Origin of the sequence: Motiliproteus coralliicola (genome assembly GCF_003345655.1) — a bacterium.
GTDB lineage: Bacteria > Pseudomonadota > Gammaproteobacteria > Pseudomonadales > Balneatricaceae > Motiliproteus > Motiliproteus coralliicola.
Genome location: NZ_QQOH01000003.1, coordinates 163,410 through 183,040, shown reverse-complemented (window position 1 = coordinate 183,040; position 19,631 = coordinate 163,410). Strand labels below are relative to the sequence as shown.

Here is a 19,631-nt window from a genome sequence, read left to right as displayed (position 1 = left end):
CAACGGGGCCACCTGTCATCGGCGGCACCCTGATGATCTTTAACGTTTCAGGCGGCAAACAGGTCGGGCTTAACCAGCGCCAGGGCCTGTTTCAACACACCGACATCGGCGCCCGGCTGAAACGCATTCTCGCTGATATAGCGGCGGAAGCGTCGTGCTCCGGGCTGGCCCTGATACAGGCCTAGCAGATGACGGGCAATCCAGCCCAGTTGCGCACCACTGGCCAACTGCTGCTCACAATAGTCGCATATCTGCAGCAGCATGGCTTCCAGTTCCACAGCATCGCCGCCAAACAGGGCTTGGTCAACCTCGGCCAGCATCAGCGGGTTCTGGTAGGCCTCGCGACCCACCATCACACCGTCGAGGTGTTGCAGGTGCTGTTGGCATTCTTCCAGGGTCTTGATGCCGCCGTTGATGATGATCTCAAGCTCGGGGTAATCCTGCTTCAAGGTATAGACCCGCTCGTAATCCAGCGGCGGAATCTCGCGGTTCTGCTTCGGGCTGAGGCCCTTCAGGATCGCTTTGCGGGCATGGACGATAAAGGTGTTGCAGCCGGCTTCGGCCACCGGCTCGATAAAGCGGCGCAGGAACTCGTAACTGTCCTGATCGTCGATACCGATCCGGTGCTTGACGGTGACAGGGACGGAGGTCACGGCCTTCATTGCGGTAACACACTGAGCCACTAGTTGAGGGTCGGCCATCAAGCAGGCGCCGAACATACCGTTCTGAACCCGGTCGCTGGGGCAACCGACATTTAGATTGATCTCATCGTATCCCCACTGTTCAGCCAGCCTGGCACACTCGGCCAGCGCCTGCGGATCGCTGCCTCCCAGTTGCAACGCTAATGGATGTTCGGCTTCGTTGAACAGCAGGAAGCGCTCGGCACCACCGTGCAGGATAGCGCCGGTCGTCACCATCTCGGTGTACAGCAGCGCGTGTTGGCTCAGTAAACGATGGAAGTAGCGACAGTGGCGGTCGGTCCAATCCAGCATCGGTGCCACGGAGAAGCGGCGGTTGGGCTCGGTGGTGGTGTTAGAGGCAGTCATGTAGAAAACGTACGAACAAAGGAAAACGCCATTATACATGGAGCTTACCCCAGTAATTAAGCCATCGACCAAGATCCGGACTTGGGAACTATCGCCGCCGCTGGCAGGCCAAAATAGGAGGAGGGCAGCTAACGCGGCGGCTGATACTGCGGACCCCGTGTTCTAGTCAGTGCTTTGCTGCCAAGGGTGAAGTCCATGAGTGAACTATTCGATAGCATGGATGAGTTAGGCCCCACTCGAACCATCCATGTATACGAGCCTAGTCTCGGCCTCAGGGCGGTGCTGGTGATCGATAATGTGGCTGCGGGGCCAGCCATCGGTGGTCTGCGGATGGCTACCGATGTCAGCACTCGGGAGTGCGCTCGACTGGCTCGGGCGATGACCCTTAAGAATGCCGCTGCGGGTCTGGCCCATGGTGGAGCTAAATCGGTGCTTTTCGGTGACCCGCGGATGCCCGTTACTGAAAAAGAGCAGTTGGTCCGGGCTTTTGCCTGCGCGCTCAAAAACGAATCCGCCTACATCTTCGGGCCCGATATGGGCACCGATGAGAACTGTATGGCCTGGGTCAAGGATGAGATCGGCCGGGCGGTCGGCTTGCCCAAGACGCTTGGTGGCATCCCGTTGGATGAGATAGGCGCTACCGCATGGGGGCTCAATCATGCTGTCGAGGTAGCTTTGGAGCATTGTGATTTTGAACTGGAAGGCGCGCGCGTAGCGGTGCAGGGGTTTGGCGCCGTCGGCAGCCACGCGGCCCGGTTCCTTTGTGCTAAGGGCGCGGTACTGGTCGCTGTTGCCGACTCTCAAGGCGCCGTCCATGACCCTCTTGGTCTGGATCTGGCACAGCTGTTAGCACTCAAATCGGCAGGCAAGAGTGTGATCGGCTACCCGAATGGACTCCCGCTTGAATCTGAAGCAATGGTGGGTATTGAGTGCGATATCTGGATACCGGCGGCTCGCCCTGATGTGATTCACGAGGGCAACGTCGACCAGCTCCAAACCCGACTGGTCGTCCAAGGTGCCAATATACCGATCACGCCGGCCGCAGAGAAGCGGCTTCACCAACGCGGGATTCTTAATATTCCCGATATTATCGCCAATGCCGGCGGGGTGATCTGCGCCGCGATGGAGTACCAACACCAAAGCCAGGCGAGCGCCTTAGACGCCATCGAAGATAAGGTTCGCAGCAATACCGCTGAAACCCTTGAGACCGCTTTGGCGCGACAGATTACGCCCCGTGCAGCAGCATTGAAGATGGCCAAGGCACGGGTCATGCAAGCGATGTGTAGCCGTCGCTGGTCGCTGTATTAGTTAGCCGTTGGCAGGATAGGGCGATCGGCTTTAGACGCAGAGGCCAACTGGTATCCACCGAGTGGATAATCCAACCGCCATTTCATCATTCGGTTTCGAATGTATGATCCATCTCGCTATCAAGAATCAGGTGAGCATCATCGGCATCTTGATGGATATGAGCGTGAATCTCTTCAGCACTGCCGGCAGTGGCCAGAATCAGGCTCAAAATGGCATTGTCGGATTCGTTTTTGTGTTGGCGTCGGGCCGCGATTGCAGCGTAGACCTCATTGGAAACGGTGATAGTTCTGGACATGGCGATAACCTCCCATTCAGCACTGGCCGTTTTAGCTCCTTAACTATGGTTTATCGTTTCGCTAAATCAAGATAACGGGCTAGATAGCTTGCCCCTAAATCCGTCATATCCGGGCGGCCATCACTCCTCGCCACGGTCAGGTTCGCCGCAACTTCGTAGGATCTGCGAGCGGGCCTGGTCGCGAAGCTTGACCACCTCCGTCCAGTTGCTGCCTTCGGGTATCAGCGGCTGACTTATTCGGATCTGAACGGAGCCCTGCCTTGGCAGCCAGGAACCGGCGCGCAGTTTGGAGCGTGAACCGCGAATGCTGACCGGTACCACGGCGACCCCGGCTTCGGCGGCGGCCGCAAAGGCACCCATATGAAAGGGGCGCAGGCCGGGAATGCGGTCGAAAGTTCCCTCAGGGAAAAAGATCAGCGACTGGCCCTGGGCTACATCCTGAGCCAACCGGCGGGCATCGGCGAGCCCGCGCTGCAGGTCAAAGCGTTCCACCAGCTTTGCCCCCACGCGCCTGAACAGCAGGTACAGCACCGGGTTGCGTTTAAACTCTCCCTTGGCGACAAAGCCGAAATCTGGCGGCAACACCGCCGTTAACAGCAGTGCATCCAGGTAGCTGCAGTGGTTGGCGACCAGCACGCAGTGATGCTCCGGAAGGTGCTCCACGCCTTCCAGGTCGATACGGGTTGCGCTCATGCTAACCACCAGGCCCATCGCCTTTTTGGCCAGGGATCGACACCACCGCTGGTTAAACAACGGCAGCATCAGCAGCCAGACCACTGTTCCCAAAACGGCCAGCAGCATCCACAGGTAAGCGCCGTAGAGATACTCGGCGATAGTACGGCCACTGCGGCGAATCTGCGGGCCGATGGTGGCCAGCGCCAGGCGGCCTAGTTGCCACCATAACGCGGTGCGGCCCCTGCCGAGCTGGTCACGTTGATAGAGCTCCCGGCAGGCGGCTCGTCGCACCTTGCCGCTGGATGTTTTGGGGACGCTGTGCAGTGGTGCCAGCACCACCTTGTCGGCCATAGCCCCGAGTAAGGTTAGGCAGAGCTGTTGGATCTGCTGCTGCAGTTGATCCCGCTCCTGGCGATCCTGCTCCCGGGTTTCGGCTACGATCACCAGCTGTTCCACGCCCTGCGGCTGGGGGCTGGCGAATACGGCGACACCGCCTTTGTGAATGCCGGCCAGCTCGCTCACGGCTTGTTCCAGCTCGTGCGGGTAGAGGTTGCGACCGGCACGGATGATGATGTCTTTGCTGCGGCCGGTGATAAACAGCTCGCCGCCGGCCATATAGCCGCGATCACCGGAATCGAGCCAATCGCCTCGGAACAGCTTGCGGGTTTGCTCGTTGTTGCGAAAGTAACCGCTGGTGGTCGACGGCCCCTGAAACTCGACGTCTCCCTGCTGACGCTCGGGCAGCTCGTTGCCCAAGGCGTCAACGATACGGATCTGGTGGCCACTCAACGGTCGTCCGACCGAGACAAACTCCAGCGCTTGAGACTCGTCGTCGGCAGCAGCGAGCGCTTGGCTATCGCGCATCAGCGGTTCGCGTTGTACCCGGTCGATCAGCGGTTCGCGCTCGATCGGGGGAAACGCCAGCCCGACCGAGGACTCGGCTAAGCCGTAGACCGGTAGCATGGCCTGGGGGCGGAGCCCATAGGGGCGCAGGCGTTCGCTGAAACGCCTCAGGGTCGCCGGGTTGACCGCCTCTGCGCCGTTCAGTGCTGCGCGCCAGCAGCTGAGATCCAGCCCTTGCAGCTGCGGTTCCTGCAGCTTGCTCAGGCACAGCTCGTAGGCGAAGTTGGGTGCTGCCGACAGGGTGCCGCGGTGCTGGTCGATCAGCTGGAGCCACAGTAGTGGCCGGGCTAGAAACAGCAGCGGTGAGAACACCACCAGCGGCGCGGCATGGTAGAGGCTGCCCAGCCAGGCACCGATTAATCCCATATCGTGGTAGAGCGGTAGCCAGCTGACGCAGACATCGGTGGAGTCGACCCGCAGCGCCTGGCCGAAAGCACGGATGTTGGCCAGCAGGTTGGCGTGGCTGAGGATGACGCCTTTGGGGTTGCCGGTACTGCCGGAGGTGTACTGTAAAAAAGCGGTATCCTGGCTCTGCGAGGTGTAGTTGAATTCTACTGCCTCCAGTTCGTTGAATTCGGCCACCGATATCAGGCTTTGCAACGTGGCTACCTGGGTTTTCAGAAACCGCGACACGGTCAGCGCTTCGGGCACCGTTACCAGTAGGCGGGCCTGGGCGTTATTGAGAATGCCGGCGTGGCGGCGTAGATGCTCTTCCAGTTGTGACGGTCGTAGCGGCGGGTAGATGGGCACCGGCACGGCACCGGCCAACAGAATGCCGAAGAAAGTGGCGAAATATTCGCGACTGGTTGGCAGCATAATGGCGACGCTTTGTCCGGCCAGTATCCCTTTGGATAGCAGTAGCGTAGCCACCCGCATCGCTTCGTTGTGGAGGTCGCGGTAACTGATGGTTTCAAACTGCAGGGCATTTCTATAAAGGTATAGGTGAGGGCGATCGCCATGGGCGGCGACATGCCAGGCCAAGACCTGCTGCAGGGTTTTCGCCTGCAGCGGATCTGATTCGGTGGATTGCAGCTGCGGTTCCGGTGTCGATGCGCTGTGCTGACCATCCGCCGGTCGGCCGGCGCGAAGCAACTCCCGTAACAGGTCGCGTGGGCTCTCGGCGTTCATCAGCAGGGATTCGGGCAGAGACACGCCGAAGCCTTGCTCGATCCGCACCAGCATTTCCGCCCGGGCCAGGCTGTCAAACCCCAGGTCTTGATCTAGCGAGCTGTCGAGACTGACAGGTGCTGCGCTGGTTCGCCCCGGTTGAATCTCCTGGCGTAGGGCTTCGAGCAGAGTCAGGAGTTTCTCGGCTGTTTGGGTATCGTTGAGCGGCTGGGGTTCGGCAAGGTCAGCCACGGTCTCTCTCCACAGGCTGGTTTAGCGCGATGACCCCGGTCAGGGCGTGTCGAGAGCGGGGTTGTAAGCTAACTGGTTGAATAGTTTAGTTGAGAAACCGCCAGCGATGGCTTGGGCCAGTCGTTGTCCTGGACTGGCATCGACCCGGTAAACGGGGCTACAGGTGGCAGTCTTTAATCACGTAGCACTCCTCTCGTAGAGCACCGTCGCCATACTGGACCAGGAAACATTCGCGCTTGATACCGCAGCCCTTCTCTTTCTCTGATTGGATCGGTTTGGTTTTCATCGGGTATATGGTGATAGTCGAGCCGCCCCTTAACTTCTTGATTAGGGATTCCGGTAGGGTTTCGGGGGTGGGTTCAGCGGCTTGTACCGTAGCGTTCCATGCGATGGCCAGCCCGAGCAGGTAGGCAAGTTTCACAAGGGTCTCCGATCTTGTCAGTGATGATCGATAGCTCTGTAAATATAGCTAATAACTCAAATGAAAAGAGGCTTTCTACCGGGCTTAGGCTAGGTAGGGGCTAGGGTCTAGTTGGCCGGTTTGTGGCGAATGTAGCGACCGTTTTCAAAGCGTGAGAAGCACTGCTCCACTAGAGGGTGGATGACCGGGTCGACGCTATCATCGGCCTCCAGATTGCGTTCCGCCACGTAGGTGGTGTGAGTGCCTTGGTGGACGAGTACGGAATACCAGGGCTGGTCTTTCGGTGGTCTGGATTTGGCAACGGTTTCATACCACTCTTCGCTGGCCTGGCAGGTTTGATCGACATCGACAACAACGCCGCGGTAGTTGAATAGCCGATGGTGGATCAGCTGCCCGACGCAGAATTTAGCTCGGCTGATATTGGTGACGGTTCCCATAACGTTGTCTCGGTGATCGGGTTAATCGGTGCTTCTCTAATTTTAGCTAACCGCTTTTTTAGCTAACTACTTTGGGGTGCCTGCCGAGTAGTCACTTCTGAACGCGTTATTCAGGCAGGCGGCCACTGCGTTGCAGTCGCCGGGTGACCGTATATCGGTAACCGCGAGATAGTAGCGGTCGAATACCCGGCAAGCCGATCAGCCAGGCCATCGGTTTTAACCAGCGAACTCGTCGCATCAGCACAATATAGGCGTCCAGCTCAGAAAGTATCCGGCCGTCGGCGGTCATGAGATGCAGCTCGGTCAGGGCTTTATTTGGGTCAATCCCTAGGCGCTCCAGCTCGGCTTCACGGTCGGTGATATCGACCCAGCAGACTTGCTCAGGATCACCGGAATCCAGCTGTTCGTAGTTGCGCCGATCCTGGACGCAGCGCGGGCAGGCACCATCGTAAAAAACCTTGATGGGCTGATCTCCTTGGCTCATCGATTAGCACCTGTTACTGATCCCAGAGAAGCTTTAACTGTTTGCCGTTTCATCGCTACTCATTCCCTCGGTTGCTTTTTGCAGGTGCTGAAGCATTTCGATCGGCAGCGGGAAGACCACGGTGTTGCTGTGCTCGCCGGCGATCTCAGTCAGGGTCTGCAGGTAGCGTAGCTGCAAGGCTTGGGGTTGTTGGGACAGGGTTTTGGCCGCCTGGCTAAGCTTTTCAGCCGCCTCCTGCTCGCCCTGGGCGTGGATCACCTTGGCGCGCCGCTCGCGCTCTGCTTCGGCTTGCTTGGCGATGGCGCGAATCATCGACTCGTTCAGGTCGACATGCTTGATCTCGACGTTGCTGACCTTGATGCCCCAGCTGTCGGTTTGCTGATCGAGAATGGTTTGGATGGCGCTGTTGAGGGTCTCGCGGGAGCTAAGCATATCGTCTAGTTCGTACTGGCCCAGCACCGACCTCAGCGTGGTCTGGGCCAGCTGGCTGGTGGCTTCATGAAAGTTCTCGACATTGATGATCGCCGGCTGGGCGTCGGTGACCCGGTAGTAGACCACCGCGTTGACCATGACCGAGACGTTATCCTTGGAGATCACGTCCTGAGTGGGAACGTCCATCACCACGGTACGGATATCGACCCGTACCATCTGTTGGATCAGGGGGACGACGATGATCAGCCCCGGCCCTTTGACCCGGTAGAAGCGACCCAGCATAAAGATCACCCCGCGCTCATACTCGCGCAGGATGCGGAACATGCTGACCAGCAGCACCAGTACCAGGATCACCATGGCGATGGTAAAGGCGTTGGTAAAGTATTGGGCGAGCATCATCGGTCTCCCTTTTTAACTTCGAGTATTAACCCATCGATTGCGGTGATGGTGACGCTGTCACCCCGTTTGATCGCCTCAACGCTGTGAGCGTTCCAGGTTTCACCTTGAATCGACACCTTGCCGTCACCTTCGAAGCTGACCAGGGCTGTTGCCTGTTGGCCCAGCATGGTCGAGACACCGCTGACCACCGCGCTACGCCTTGCTTTCAGGGCCAAAGCCAGGGCCAGGATCGCCAGTACCAAGGTCATCAGAGTAAAGGCGGCGATTACCGGCAGGGCGATCTGATAAGCCGGTAGCTGTGTATCCATCAACAGCACCGAGCCGATGACGAAGGCGATAGCGCCACCCAGGCCGAACAGACCAAAGCTGGGCGACAGCGCTTCCACCACCATCAGGCCGATACCCAAGGCGATCAATGCCAGCCCGGTATAGCTGATCGGCAGCAGTTGCAGGGCATAAAGCGCCAGCAGCAGACAGATGCCGCCGACGATCCCTGGCAAACCGATGCCGGGGTGGTAGAACTCCAGCAAGAGGCCGTAGACCCCGAGCATCATTAGGATGTAGGCGACATTGGGGTTGGTGATCACCAGCAGAAACTGATGGCGCCAGTCCGGTTCGATCAGCTGTAACTGCATGCCCTGGGTCCGGAGTGGGTAATCACGATTCTGCACTTGTACTACTCGGCCATCGAGCTGGCGAAGCAGGTCGTCGATATCGACCGCCACCAGGTCGATCACCTCCAGCTTCAACGCTTCGGCGGCATCGATGCTGGCAGCTTCGCGAACAGCCGCTTCGGCCCAGTCGGCATTGCGACCACGTAGTTCGGCCAGACCACGTATGTAAGCCACCGCGTCGTTGACTACTTTGCGTCTGAGGGCGGTGGCATTGTCATCGGGCTGTTGATCATCCTGGCTGCGAGGGTAGGGCGAGCGTGGTGCACTGGGGCCGCCGATCTGTACCGGGGTCGCTGCACCCAGGTTGGTGGCCGGGGCCATCGCTGCGATATGGCTGGCGTAAAGAATATAGGTGCCGGCGCTGGCGGCTCGGGCACCCTGGGGAGAGACATAGCTGATCACCGGAATCGGCGAGGCGATGATCTGCTTGATCAGGCTTCGCATCGATTTATCCAACCCGCCCGGAGTATCCAGCTCGATAACCAGTAGCTGGGCATCGGCATCAGCCGCGTCGCTGATGGTACGCTCGACCAGATCACTGCTGGCCGGGCCGATGCCTCCGGCCAATTTTAGCCTCCAACCGACAGGCGAGTCAGACGGAGAAGTCTGTTGGGCTAGAGCCGCAGGGGGTAGCAACAACAGGGTCAATAACAGTAGCGCCAGTAACGACAACAGTGGACGCGACCAATTGTAGGGGGCGGGCTTAGCCATAAGCGATTACGCGGGGCTGATGTAGGTAAGTATAGGTTTTTCAGGGCTGGACAGTTGAGGGTCAGCTAATCGTGGATTAGCAAGACGGCAAGGAAAATCTGACTCTTGGTTGACATATATATGCGTACGCATCAATTGATGAAGGGTCTGGATTTCGCTAAAACGACGTTGGTGGGCACGATGGCAGTCTGCCTATTGGGGCAGAACCTGATGAAAATCGCGGTGTTCGGATCACTGGGGTTTAACCCGTTACCCTGGCTGCCGGTGGTGTTGGCGATGATGGTGACGGGCTTTGTCGGTACCTGGCTTGGGGCCTTGTTGCTGGGACGTTTATATGAGCACCGCTTCAGGTTGTTGCTGAAGTGGGCTATGAAGCTGATCGCGGTGACGTTGCTGGTTGAGACTCTGATCTGAACCGGTCAAAGCCGTTATAAGTCTAGGGTGGCAAACCTTTCGACGGCGATGCTAGGTGGTAGTAGCTGGTCAATAGTTGATCGTAGCGTCCGGAGGCTTTGATCTGATCCAGTTTGGTCTGCCATAGCGCGATCAGGCTATCTGGGGTATCGGTAGAGAAGGCCAGATAGCCGTCGGTGGCGTAGAGAGGGACCTTGGTATTGGCGATCGAATCTGTGTCGGTTTGGGTTTGCAGGCGCATCTGCGGTTCCAGGTCATCCCCCAGGGTGGTTAGCGATACCCGTTTGAGTTTGAGCATCTCCCAGCAGCTTTCATAGGAATCGGCATCGATCAGATTGGTGAAGCTGTTGGCGCGCATGTATTGGGCATGGGAGTTACCGCGACGAACGCAGATCGCTTCGACGCGCTTAGCATCGGCCAGGTTGGAGATCCCCGTTGGCGCGCCGGCATTCTCATAGAACGAGACGGTATTGGATTGCAGCGGGCCAACCCATTTGAAATGGGACTCGCGTTCCGGGGTGCGGTTCAGATTGAACAACGCGCTGAGCTTTTGACGACTCAGGGTTCGGATACCGCGCTCCAATGGGATCGACTGGATCTTGGGTGGCTGGCCAACGCGCTGCATCAGCTCGCGGACCAGTTCGACCAGAAAGGCCCGCCGTCCCGCGTGGGGTAAACCGCGTAGCTGCCCGTCTGCATCCCGCTCGGTAGCTGCGTCGGCGCTGTGGGTGTAGACGATCACCGTCTCGGCGCGGGCGTTGGTTGCCCAAACCCAAAGAAGTAACGCCAGCAGTACGCGTAGGGAGAACAACATCTGCCTCCTCGATTCATGCACCAGAGAAACCGATAACCACTGGTTGTCAGTGTAGTGCTTTCAGGTGGGGGGGTGATGACCGCTGTCGATTTCTGTGGCTAGACAAGTGCCTTTAGATCGGCAGGAGTATCGATATCCAGTTGAGCGCCGGGCAGGGCAACCTTGATCAAGCGGCCACATTGCTCCTGGGGTTGGAGCAGGCGACGTGCGCCCTGGTCCCCGTCAAGCTGCTCGAGCTCGTTAAAGAAGCTGGCGGGAAACAGTGCCGGCACACCGGCTCGTTGCGCATATTCGGCCGCCACGATCCGATCACCATCGGTGTGATTAATCAGATAGCGGTAGTCCTGGGTCAGCAGCGCGGCTTGATCGGCCAGGGCGATCAGCAGGGCGTCGTAGTTTTTGTTTGAGTCGTTGGCCTTTGTGTCCTTATCCTGTCGCCTGATCGCCTCAACACCTCGGGCGATGGAGACGCCCAGCCCCTGCTGCCAGTCGGGGTTTTCAATCAGTTGCGCCCGAGGCTGAACAATCGATGCGAGCCGCTGCCGGTGGGCACCGACGACACAGAACAGGTCCTCGCCGAACAGCGGCTGCAACTGCTCCAGCGCGTGCTGCAGCATCGGTTTGCCGTGGATATCGGCCAGCTGTTTGACCGAGCCAAAACGGGAGCCGGCACCGGCGGCCATCAACAGGCAGGCCATTCGCATCGCCATCGGTTATTGCCCTACGGCCATCGGTTGTGGACAGGACTCGACCGCTTGGTGCAGAACGGCATGGCACTCGGCCAGGATCGATAGCGCGATGCTCTCGGGCAACTGGCCGCCGATCGGTAGTCCCGCCGGACCGGAAACGTGGCAGCCAAGTTGGCGCTCCTCCAAACCCGCTCGCTCGAGCACTTGATGGTAGCGATGCTGCGGGCCCAGCAGGGCGATATGCTGCAGACCACTGCGGTGCAGCCGGTGTAAACCCTCGGCATCCAGCTCGATGTTATGGGACATCAACACCGCCGCATCGACCCGATGGTCGATGGAGTATTCGGTCAGGCTGTGATCCAGCGAGCGCAGCACTCGGTCGGCCTGGGAGAAATGTTCGGCGCGGGCATTGGCCGGGCGCGGGTCCGCCAGGGTGACCCGCCAGCCCAGGGTGTGGGCGATCTGCACCAGTGGCCGGGCATCGACCCCGCCGCCCACCACCAGCAGGTGGGGTTCGGGCCGGATCGGGGTGACCAGCCAGCCGGCTTCGATCCGGCTGCGCTCGAACGGGCGCTGTTCGCCCGGTTGGAACCGGGCTCCCATGCCGCCGATCTGCTGGTAGTAGGTGCCCAGCTCACGACGACTCAGCGTCTCGGCCAGGGCTCCCAGATCCAGGTCATGCTCGCGGCTCAGCGGTTGCAGCATGATATGCACGATACCGCCGCAGCCGATCCCCAGTTGAAAGGCCAGATCGTCCTCATCACTGCCGTCGTAGGTCAGTGTTGTCGGGCGGCCGCTGTGAATCACCCGGCGGGCCTGGCGGACGATATCCGATTCCAGGCAACCGCCGCTCAGTAGGCCGTATTGTTGCCCCAGTCCGTTGATCAGCATCATCGCACCGGCCTTGCGGTAGGCCGAGCCTTCGGTCTTGTAGACCGTGCCCAGCACCCACTCCTCGGTATCCGATGCCTGCCAAGCGCTAAGCAGGTGGGAGAGTTGGTTGCTCATTGTAGGCTCCTTCTCAATCGGCTTCTCGGTCTTGCGATCAGATCGGAAACAATCAGATCGAAATCAGACAAAGCTCAGTCCACTGTTGGTCATCGGCAGGTCCAGAATCCGCTTGCCGGTGACGGCGAAGATGGCATTGGCCACCGCTGGGCCGGTTGGCGGAACGCCCGGTTCACCCACTCCGGTGGGCGCTTCGTTGGAGCTGACGATGCGGACCTCGATGGCGGGCATGTCGGCCATCCGCAGCGGTTGATAATCGGGGAAGTTGCTCTGGACCACCTCACCGTCTTGCAGCGTAATGGCGTTGCGCATCACGGCACCGAGGCCGAACCCGGCACCGCCCTCCATCTGGGCGCGAATGACGTCGGGGTTGATGGCAACACCGCAATCCACCGCGATATGCAGCTTGTCCACATGCACCTTGTCACCGTCTGCGCTGACATCGGCCACCACAGCCACGAAAGTGTTGAACGAGTAATGGGCCGCGAAACCGCGTTTTTGGCCCGGTTTCCAATCGGCCAGATCCCGTGCCGCCTCGATCACGCCGGCCAGACGGGCCTGCTCCTTATGGCTGCGATCGAGCAACGACAGTCGCAGTTCGACCGGATCCCGTTCGGTTTCGTGGGCCAGCATATCGATCAGGCTTTCGATCACATAGGCGTTGTGGGTGTGACCTACCGAACGCCACCAGAGCACCGGTACCGGGGTTTCGAAATTGGTCACCCCGACCGACATCTTCGGCAGCGTGTAGAGGCTATCGGCGACCCCTTCGATGGTGGTGTGATCGATGCCGTTATGGACCATCACGCTCTCGAACGGGCTGCCGATCAGAATCGATTTGGCGGTGATGCGGTGATCCCAGCCGATGATCTGGCCGTTCTCATCCAGGCCGATGCTGGCCCGGTGCTGTGCCATCGGACGGTAGTAGCCACCGCGGATATCGTCCTCACGGCTCCAGATCAGTTTGACCGGTAGCTTCTGTCCCAGCAGGGCATAGGCCAGTGCCGCTTCGACATGGTAGTCGGCGGTGGGGGTGGCACGACGGCCGAAAGAGCCACCGGCATAGAGGGTTTCGATCTCGACCTGTTCCGGCTTGAGCTGCAGTACCGCGGCGATGGTGCCATGGGCGATCGCCGGGAACTGACAGCCGTCGAGGACCCGGACACCGTTGGCGGTCGGTTCAAACACGCATACCAGCGGTTCCATCGGTGCGTGGGCCAGGAACGGGAAGCTGAATTCGGCCTCAATGCGTCTCGGCGCGGCATCGACCAGCGCAGCCACTTGCTCGGTGCCGTCGGACTTGGCCTGATGCTGGGGCGATTGGTTGACGGCACGATGATCCGCCACCAGCTGATCGCTGCTACGCTGTTCGGCGCCGGATAGGTCCCATTGGGCCTGGATCGCATTTCGAGCCTGGAGGGCGGCCCAGGTGTTTTCGGCATAAACCGCCACACCGGCAGCGTTGGGTAGTGCCTTGGCATCGACAAAACCGCTGATCTTTGTTGCCTGACTGGCATCGAAGTCGATCAGTTTGCCGCCGAACTTGGGGGCGCGAAGAATCACCACATAGCGCATGCCCGGCAGCTTCACGTCCATCGCGAAGCGAGCGCTGCCGTTGGTTTTGGCTTTGGAATCTTTGCGTGGCAGCTTCTGCTTGCCGATTAGTTGGAACTGCTCCGGGGACTTCAGTATGGGTTCCGGATTGGGTTCCATCCCGGCGGCCAGCTCGACAAAATCGCCGAAGCTGCCTCGGTGGTTACCGGCGCTGAGCACGCCTTTTTCCACTCTGATCTGTTGCGGGGCAACCTGCCATACCCGGGCTGCGGCCTTGACCAGCAGCTCACGGGCCGCGGCACCGGCCTGGCGGTACTGCATGAAGGAGTTGGCGATGGCGGTGGAGCCGCCGGTACCTTGGGAGCCAAACGCCAGGTTCTTGTACTTGGCGTTATCGGATGGGGCAAATTGCGGTTTGACCCGGCTCCAGTCCGCGTCGAGTTCTTCGGCCACCAGGGTAGTGAGGCCGGTAGTGGTTCCTTGGCCCATCTCGAAGTGCTTGATGATCACCGTGACCATGCCGTCGGCATCGATACGAACAAAGGGGTTGAACTCGGTGCTCTGCTGACCGGCGGCCAGCGCACCGCGCGGATTGATGCCGACCAGCAACACAGCGGCACCGCTGGCGCCGGCTTTGAGGAAATTACGGCGAGAGATAGCAACACTCATGGATCAGCCCTCCAGCTTGTCGGATGCGGTTTTGATCGCGTCTTTGACGCGAACGTAGGTGGCGCAGCGGCAGACATTGCCGGACATGTAGCTGTCGATCTGCTCATCGCTGGGGTTGGGGGTTTCTTTGAGTAGCCCCACGGCGGACATGATCTGTCCCGACTGGCAGTAGCCGCACTGGACCACATCCTTCTCGCCCCAGGCTTGCTGGACGGCTTCGGCGATCGGATCACCGCTGCCTTCGAGGCCTTCGACGGTGCGGATCTCGCCCCCGGCGGCGACACTGATCGGGGTGACGCAGGAGCGGATCGGGGTGCCGTTAAGGTGAACCGTGCATGCGCCGCAGGAAGCGACACCGCAACCGAACTTGGTGCCGGTCAGCTCCAGCTGATCACGGATAACCCACAGCAGTGGGGTGTCGGGAGCTACATCCAGATGGTGCAGCTGGTCATTGATTGTCAGTTGAATCGCCATGATTGCCTCGTGCCTGTTGTTTCTTAACCTTGGGAACTGCGCTATTAGTGGCAACCCGGACTTCCCGGGTTGGTTCATTTCTTGATGGATACGACCAAGCGAAGGGGTGAAGGAGACGACTTGGTTGAGATCGGTCCTGACAATATAGGTCGGGGTTGGCGTCAAACGAATGCACTAAACTGCCTATCACTTGCACAAAACTCTAAAAGCCAAGAGAGACGTTTGGTGCCTGCCGAACGGCTGTTAAGGTGGGCAGGTAAGTTACTGAATCGATGAAATCCGGAGCCCCGTATGGCAGAGACCGCTTCTCCCTTGACGCAGTTACGCGATCTGATCGATCGCCATGCTCCACATGAGGGCTTGAACGAAACGCCGATTTCCCAGCTGGTGACTTTCAGAGGCAGTGAGTCCTATCGGGGCAAGCCGACGATGTATGAGCCGATGCTGATTCTGGCGGCCCAGGGGCAGAAGTTCCTGTATCTGGAGGGTAAGCAGTTTGCTTATGGCGCCGGTCAACTGCTGGCGATTTTTACTCCGATGGCGTTCGAGTGTGAGGTGGTGGGTGCCAGCCCGGATCAACCGATGCTGGGGATGGCGATCTGTTTGGATCGACATCGTTTAGCCAGCCTGCTGCTGAAAATGGAGCAGGTACAGCCCCAGCATGACATGCCGGAAGTCGATAACAGTTCGGCGGTCTTTTCGGCTCCGATCGGCGACAAGCTGATGCAGACCTCGCTGAGGTTGTTGCAGTGCCTGGATGATCCCGCCGAGGCGTCGGTATTGGGCGAGTCGATCATCGATGAAGTCTACTACCGGATTCTCAGCGATGAACGTGGCGGTGCCTTGAAGGTATTGCTACGTCAGCAAGGGCCGATCCAGCAGATCTCCCGGGTGGTGGAATACCTGCACGAAAACCTGGATCAGACGATCGCCGTGGACGAGCTGGCCGCGACGGTGAATATGAGCGTGTCCGGGTTCCACAAGAAGTTCAAAGAGGTGATGCATCTGTCACCGTTGCAGTACACCAAGCTGATCCGCCTCAACAAAGCCCAGACCTACCTGATGGCCGGACACAGTGTCAGCGAGGCGGGCTACCGGGTCGGCTATAACAGCCCGGCCCAGTTCAGCCGCGAATACAAGCGCCAGTTCGGCACCGCCCCGTCGGCGATGCTGGCGGGTTGATCAAGATGGTCTGAGTCAGCCTGCTTTGTAGTGCTGTCGGACACTGGCGGCGCTGTGTAACTCCCGTCCCATACTCAGTATGGTTTGGCGTAACTGAGCCACCTGCTCGGCGTTGTTGTTAGCCTGCGTGCCGTCGCTGCGCAGCAGGTTGTTCTCGAACCCGACCCGGGCATCGCCATCGAAGCTGCAGGCGGCCGCCAGGCACTGCTGCTCGCGCTGACCGAAGGCGCACAGCGCCCAGGGAACCGTCGGGATTTGTCTTTGTTCGAGCTGCTGCAGGAACGGCAACAGCTCCTGCGGATTGGATTGCTGACCCTGGCTGTAGCGTCCGAGCACGAACAGCAGGTGATGATGGTCGGTCGGCAATACGCCCTGATCGATCAAGCGGTAGTATCGGGCCAAGTCATCGGCGCTGTAGAGAATGTACTGGGCCAGAATGCCGCGGCTTCTGACCCAGCCGAAGAAGTCGGCGGCCTGCTCAAGCCAGCTGTCATCGGGAATCAGCTCGCGCAGGGCAAAGGAGGCGGCTTCTGGCTGCAGCTCGCGGATCAACTCCATCTGCTGCGGCGGTTGGTAGATCCCGACCGCTTCGGTGGTCAGCTGCACGATCACCTGATCGCCCAGCTGATCGGTTACCTGTTTGAGCATGGCGGCGTTGTCGTCGATCTCCAGGCTATGCCGACCCTCGGCATCGCGGGCATGCAGATGCACCATCGCTGCGCCGGCTTCGGCGCAGGCGGCGACCTCATCGACCATCTCGGCCGGGCTGATCGGCAGCGCCGGATGGTCGGCTTTGGTGCGACGGGCGCCGTTGGGGGCAACGATGATCAGACAGGGGGTACTCATTATGCGGCCTCCTTGGCCATAGAGTGGAATACCTGATTCAGGCTCAGCGACAGTTTATCGACCAGTTCGTCCAGTTGATTGTCACTGATGATGTAGGGCGGTGCCAGCAGCACATGGTGGCCCTGTACCCCGTCGATGGTGCCGCCCATCGGGTAGCACATCAGGCCGTTGTCCATTGCGGTCTGCTTGATCCGGGCTGCCAGTGCTGTGTGCGGAGCGAACGGCAGCTTGCTGTCACGATCCTGCACCAACTCCAACCCCATAAAGAGTCCCCGGCCGCGGATATCACCGATGCGGGGATGGCTGGCGAATCGCTGGTTGAGCCGTTCGGCCAGACCTTGCCCCTGACGACGCACTTGCGCCAGCAGCTGATCCTGCTCAAATGCCTGCAACACCGCCAGCGCAGCCGCCGAGGCGGTGGCATGGCCCATGTAGGTGTGGCCGTGCTGGAAGAAGCCGCTGCCGTTTGCGACTGCGTTGTAGAGTCGGGAGCTGGCGATCATCGCCCCGATCGGCTGGTAACCGGCGCCCAGCCCCTTGGCGACGGTAACGATATCGGCCTGGATCTGCTCCTGCTCTTGGGCGAACAGGGTGCCAGTGCGGCCGATGCCGCACATCACCTCGTCGAGAATCAGCAACAGGCCATACTGGTCGCAGATCTCGCGAATCCGGGTGAAGTAACCTTCGACCGCCGGAACGGCGCCGGCGGTGGCGCCGACCACCGGCTCGGCGATAAAGGCGGCGACGTTTTCCGGTCCCAGCTCAAGCAGTTTCTGCTCCAACTCGTTGGCAACCCGCTGGCCGTACTGGTAGTCGGTTTCCCCCGCATGTTTGTCACGGTAGGCGTAGCAGGCGGCGATATGCTCGGCGCTGGTCAGGATCGGATCGAACGGTGCCCGACGCCACAGGTTGCCGCCCACGCCCAGCGCCCCCAGGGTGTTGCCGTGGTAGCTCTGGCGCCGGGAGATAAAGTGGACCCGTTGTGGCTGATCGATCTCGACAAAGTACTGCCGTGCTAGTTTCAGCGCCGACTCCACCGCTTCGGAGCCGCCGCTGACCAGATAGACGTGGTTCAGATCACCGGGAGCCTTGGCGGCCAACTGCTCGGCCAGCTGCTCGCAGGCTTCGGAGGTGAAGAAACCACTGTGGGCGTACGCCAGTTGCTCGACCTGGGTGTTGATCGCCTGACGAACGCCAGGATGGTTGTGACCCAGGCAGGAAACAGCAGCACCGCCGCAGGCATCCAGATAGGCATTGTTGTGCTGGTCAAAGAGGTAAACCCCTTCGCCGCGAACGGCAGTGCGAAGTGGGGTGTGGCAGTGGCGGTGGAATACCTGGCTCATTTTTAGTCTCGGTGCGTCAGTGAGTCGTTGGGGTTGAAGTCCGCGTGATTTGGGCGAATTAGACGCCCGTTTAATCGTGGCGACAAACGAGTTATTCTGAGCAGGTATTACCAAATGGAATATCTGATCGGGTTCGGGGAGAACAGCCATGCAACGAAATCTACCCTCAATGGCTGCCTTGAAAGCGTTTGAGGCATCGGCCCGCTGTTTAAGCTTCTCCCGTGCGGCCGAAGAGCTGTTTCTGACCCAGGGGGCGGTCAGCAAGCAGGTGCAACAGCTCGAACATTACTTGGATCAAAGCCTGTTCGAACGCTTACCGACCGGGATTCAGCTCACCGCCGCCGGCGAGCTGTACTATCCGCCGGTCTGCCAGGCCCTTGACATCCTGCAGGCCAGCACCGCTCAGCTGAGTCAGGCCGGCAATATCAGCAAGGTGGTGTCGTTGGATATCTCGCCGTCGCTGAGCTCACTCTGGCTGATACCCCGGCTTGCCGATTTCAACGCCCGTCATGGTGATATCCATCTGGATATTCAGGTTGGTGACGGCAATATCCGTGCCCAGACCCTGAATGCGGATATCGCGATCCGCTGTCTGCCGCTGGGTAACTACGCCGAAGCCCGCCTGATCGCTGAGGAGCGATTGCTGTTGATTGCCAATGCCCAGCAACAACGGCAAGCCCCGCTACGTACCATGGAGGCGTTGTCAGCCCAGACCCTGATTCCTCATCTGACCCGGCCGCAACTATGGAGCGCTTTTTTGGCCGCACAGTTCGATGAATCGGCGTCGCATTCTCCGGCCGGGTTTCAGTTTGGCGCCGGATTCCAGCATTTTTATATGACCCTGGAAGCGGTACTGCATGGAATGGGATTCGGTCTGGTACCGGATTCTATGGCCGCCGCCGCGCTTTACCGGGGTGATGTGGTTAACCCGTTGGAGAGCAGTTTTCGCAGTGGTTACGGTTACTACCTGATTGTGCCGGCTCACAAGGCACAGCTGGCGAAAAACCGTCGAGTTGCCGAGTGGTTGATCGAGCAGTTTGGCGACAGCAATGGTTGAGGAAAAACTGCGGGTTTGGTAAATCAGACGCTAATTTGACGCCGATCAAGATTTGATCAAGCGGAATCTGCTGTTTTTTTGAACATCTGGATTGTGCGCTGCGAAGATGGGTGTATGATGCTTAAGTCTAATTTTTAAGCATTTGGAGCTGATCAATGAACACCAATGTTTATACCGGTATTGCTAACGATGATCGCCGTATCGAGGCTGAACTGCAGGCCATGGGCGCCTATGATCAGGCCCAGGCCGACGAGCCTTCCATGCTGAGCAAAGCCCTGCTGGCGGTTGAAGACTTCATTACTTGGATGCGTTGGAAAGGCGAAGTTGGTGTTTACGGCTGCCGTGTTGGTGCGGTCTACGCCCGCTGCCTGGAATCCCGCCCCGCTTAATTGCTCCTCTTAGTCGCGGACCTGCCCGCCCGGGTGATGTTCGCGACG

20 protein-coding genes are annotated in these 19,631 nt (G+C 59.5%); 5 read left to right on the top strand and 15 right to left on the bottom strand.

The features are described 5' to 3' along the window. Positions 1-47: 47 nt before the first annotated feature. Complete coding sequence (dusA, locus tag DV711_RS11650) at positions 48-1,046, bottom strand: tRNA dihydrouridine(20/20a) synthase DusA (RefSeq protein ID WP_114695883.1); 999 nt, start codon at positions 1,044-1,046, stop codon at positions 48-50. Between the two features lie 195 nt (positions 1,047-1,241). On the opposite strand from dusA, the gene DV711_RS11645 reads away from it, so the two are divergent. Beyond that, the gene (locus DV711_RS11645) at positions 1,242-2,354 is read left to right on the top strand and encodes a Glu/Leu/Phe/Val family dehydrogenase (RefSeq protein WP_114695882.1); all 1,113 of its coding nucleotides are present in this window, start codon (positions 1,242-1,244) and stop codon (positions 2,352-2,354) included. An 85-nt stretch (positions 2,355-2,439) separates the two neighbouring features. Here DV711_RS11645 and DV711_RS11640 read toward each other — a convergent pair whose 3' ends face one another. The 7 genes from DV711_RS11640 to DV711_RS11610 form a co-directional block, all read right to left on the bottom strand. Then, positions 2,440-2,649, bottom strand: coding sequence for a hypothetical protein (locus DV711_RS11640; RefSeq protein WP_114695881.1), 210 nt, complete (start codon positions 2,647-2,649; stop codon positions 2,440-2,442). Between the two features lie 120 nt (positions 2,650-2,769). After that, positions 2,770-5,586, bottom strand: a complete 2,817-nt coding sequence (locus DV711_RS11635) for an AMP-binding protein (RefSeq protein WP_114695880.1) — start codon at positions 5,584-5,586, stop codon at positions 2,770-2,772. 157 nt (positions 5,587-5,743) lie between these two features. Next, positions 5,744-6,007, bottom strand: a complete 264-nt coding sequence (locus tag DV711_RS11630; RefSeq protein WP_114695879.1) for a hypothetical protein — start codon at positions 6,005-6,007, stop codon at positions 5,744-5,746. Positions 6,008-6,114: 107 nt separating this feature from the next. Then, on the bottom strand, positions 6,115-6,444 hold the full coding sequence (gene hspQ / locus DV711_RS11625) for a heat shock protein HspQ (protein ID WP_114695878.1): 330 nt from the start codon (positions 6,442-6,444) through the stop codon (positions 6,115-6,117). A 106-nt stretch (positions 6,445-6,550) separates the two neighbouring features. Further along, positions 6,551-6,928, bottom strand: coding sequence for a thiol-disulfide oxidoreductase DCC family protein (locus tag DV711_RS11620; protein ID WP_114695877.1), 378 nt, complete (start codon positions 6,926-6,928; stop codon positions 6,551-6,553). A gap of 33 nt (positions 6,929-6,961) precedes the next feature. Beyond that, positions 6,962-7,756 (bottom strand): slipin family protein, encoded by a 795-nt coding sequence (locus DV711_RS11615; RefSeq protein ID WP_114695876.1) that lies wholly within the window; start codon positions 7,754-7,756, stop codon positions 6,962-6,964. After that, on the bottom strand, positions 7,756-9,000 hold the full coding sequence (locus DV711_RS11610) for an NfeD family protein (RefSeq protein ID WP_243633804.1): 1,245 nt from the start codon (positions 8,998-9,000) through the stop codon (positions 7,756-7,758). The genes DV711_RS11615 and DV711_RS11610 overlap by 1 nt, the downstream gene beginning before the upstream one ends. 264 nt (positions 9,001-9,264) lie before the next feature. On the opposite strand from DV711_RS11610, the gene DV711_RS11605 reads away from it, so the two are divergent. Further along, positions 9,265-9,558: a hypothetical protein gene (locus tag DV711_RS11605; RefSeq protein ID WP_114695874.1), complete on the top strand. Its 294-nt coding sequence runs from the start codon at positions 9,265-9,267 to the stop codon at positions 9,556-9,558. Between the two features lie 22 nt (positions 9,559-9,580). Here the strand turns inward: DV711_RS11605 and DV711_RS11600 are convergent, their stop codons facing one another. The 5 genes from DV711_RS11600 to DV711_RS11580 form a co-directional block, all read right to left on the bottom strand. Beyond that, on the bottom strand, positions 9,581-10,372 hold the full coding sequence (locus DV711_RS11600) for a substrate-binding periplasmic protein (protein WP_114695873.1): 792 nt from the start codon (positions 10,370-10,372) through the stop codon (positions 9,581-9,583). Between the two features lie 98 nt (positions 10,373-10,470). Continuing rightward, complete coding sequence (locus DV711_RS11595) at positions 10,471-11,082, bottom strand: nucleotidyltransferase family protein (protein WP_114695872.1); 612 nt, start codon at positions 11,080-11,082, stop codon at positions 10,471-10,473. A gap of 3 nt (positions 11,083-11,085) precedes the next feature. Continuing rightward, the gene (locus DV711_RS11590; RefSeq protein WP_114695871.1) at positions 11,086-12,069 is read right to left on the bottom strand and encodes an XdhC family protein; all 984 of its coding nucleotides are present in this window, start codon (positions 12,067-12,069) and stop codon (positions 11,086-11,088) included. A 63-nt stretch (positions 12,070-12,132) separates the two neighbouring features. Further along, positions 12,133-14,292: a xanthine dehydrogenase family protein molybdopterin-binding subunit gene (locus DV711_RS11585; protein WP_114695870.1), complete on the bottom strand. Its 2,160-nt coding sequence runs from the start codon at positions 14,290-14,292 to the stop codon at positions 12,133-12,135. Positions 14,293-14,295: 3 nt separating this feature from the next. Next, positions 14,296-14,766, bottom strand: coding sequence for a (2Fe-2S)-binding protein (locus tag DV711_RS11580; RefSeq protein WP_114695869.1), 471 nt, complete (start codon positions 14,764-14,766; stop codon positions 14,296-14,298). A gap of 291 nt (positions 14,767-15,057) precedes the next feature. Here DV711_RS11580 and DV711_RS11575 point away from each other — a divergent pair, with 291 nt between their 5' ends. Then, on the top strand, positions 15,058-15,948 hold the full coding sequence (locus DV711_RS11575) for an AraC family transcriptional regulator (RefSeq protein WP_114695868.1): 891 nt from the start codon (positions 15,058-15,060) through the stop codon (positions 15,946-15,948). Between the two features lie 15 nt (positions 15,949-15,963). Here the strand turns inward: DV711_RS11575 and DV711_RS11570 are convergent, their stop codons facing one another. Next, positions 15,964-16,794 (bottom strand): beta-keto acid cleavage family enzyme, encoded by an 831-nt coding sequence (locus tag DV711_RS11570; RefSeq protein WP_114695867.1) that lies wholly within the window; start codon positions 16,792-16,794, stop codon positions 15,964-15,966. Further along, positions 16,794-18,137 (bottom strand): aspartate aminotransferase family protein, encoded by a 1,344-nt coding sequence (locus DV711_RS11565; RefSeq protein ID WP_114695866.1) that lies wholly within the window; start codon positions 18,135-18,137, stop codon positions 16,794-16,796. Before DV711_RS11565 ends, DV711_RS11570 begins: the two co-directional genes overlap by 1 nt. A 148-nt stretch (positions 18,138-18,285) precedes the next feature. Here DV711_RS11565 and DV711_RS11560 point away from each other — a divergent pair, with 148 nt between their 5' ends. Together DV711_RS11560 and DV711_RS11555 are read left to right on the top strand one after the other, a co-directional pair. Then, entirely contained in the window at positions 18,286-19,194 is a 909-nt protein-coding gene (locus DV711_RS11560) for a LysR substrate-binding domain-containing protein (RefSeq protein ID WP_114695865.1), read from the top strand. Positions 19,195-19,349: 155 nt separating this feature from the next. Next, the gene (locus DV711_RS11555) at positions 19,350-19,583 is read left to right on the top strand and encodes a hypothetical protein (protein WP_114695864.1); all 234 of its coding nucleotides are present in this window, start codon (positions 19,350-19,352) and stop codon (positions 19,581-19,583) included. The last annotated feature ends 48 nt before the right edge of the window (positions 19,584-19,631 follow it).

Excerpts from the sequence above, each read along its gene's own strand:
- DV711_RS11570 (WP_114695867.1), bottom strand. The coding sequence starts at position 16,794 with ATGAGTACCCCCTGTCTGATCATCGTTGCCCCCAACGGCGCCCGTCGC.
- dusA (WP_114695883.1), bottom strand. The coding sequence starts at position 1,046 with ATGACTGCCTCTAACACCACCACCGAGCCCAACCGCCGCTTCTCCGTG.
- DV711_RS11645 (WP_114695882.1), top strand. The coding sequence starts at position 1,242 with ATGAGTGAACTATTCGATAGCATGGATGAGTTAGGCCCCACTCGAACC.
- DV711_RS11585 (WP_114695870.1), bottom strand. The coding sequence starts at position 14,292 with ATGAGTGTTGCTATCTCTCGCCGTAATTTCCTCAAAGCCGGCGCCAGC.
- DV711_RS11565 (WP_114695866.1), bottom strand. The coding sequence starts at position 18,137 with ATGAGCCAGGTATTCCACCGCCACTGCCACACCCCACTTCGCACTGCC.
- DV711_RS11640 (WP_114695881.1), bottom strand. The coding sequence starts at position 2,649 with ATGTCCAGAACTATCACCGTTTCCAATGAGGTCTACGCTGCAATCGCG.
- DV711_RS11605 (WP_114695874.1), top strand. The coding sequence starts at position 9,265 with ATGCGTACGCATCAATTGATGAAGGGTCTGGATTTCGCTAAAACGACG.
- DV711_RS11575 (WP_114695868.1), top strand. The coding sequence starts at position 15,058 with ATGGCAGAGACCGCTTCTCCCTTGACGCAGTTACGCGATCTGATCGAT.
- DV711_RS11615 (WP_114695876.1), bottom strand. The coding sequence starts at position 7,756 with ATGCTCGCCCAATACTTTACCAACGCCTTTACCATCGCCATGGTGATC.
- DV711_RS11555 (WP_114695864.1), top strand. The coding sequence starts at position 19,350 with ATGAACACCAATGTTTATACCGGTATTGCTAACGATGATCGCCGTATC.
- DV711_RS11600 (WP_114695873.1), bottom strand. The coding sequence starts at position 10,372 with ATGTTGTTCTCCCTACGCGTACTGCTGGCGTTACTTCTTTGGGTTTGG.
- DV711_RS11590 (WP_114695871.1), bottom strand. The coding sequence starts at position 12,069 with ATGAGCAACCAACTCTCCCACCTGCTTAGCGCTTGGCAGGCATCGGAT.
- DV711_RS11560 (WP_114695865.1), top strand. The coding sequence starts at position 18,286 with ATGCAACGAAATCTACCCTCAATGGCTGCCTTGAAAGCGTTTGAGGCA.
- DV711_RS11595 (WP_114695872.1), bottom strand. The coding sequence starts at position 11,082 with ATGGCGATGCGAATGGCCTGCCTGTTGATGGCCGCCGGTGCCGGCTCC.
- DV711_RS11620 (WP_114695877.1), bottom strand. The coding sequence starts at position 6,928 with ATGAGCCAAGGAGATCAGCCCATCAAGGTTTTTTACGATGGTGCCTGC.
- DV711_RS11580 (WP_114695869.1), bottom strand. The coding sequence starts at position 14,766 with ATGGCGATTCAACTGACAATCAATGACCAGCTGCACCATCTGGATGTA.
- hspQ (WP_114695878.1), bottom strand. The coding sequence starts at position 6,444 with ATGGGAACCGTCACCAATATCAGCCGAGCTAAATTCTGCGTCGGGCAG.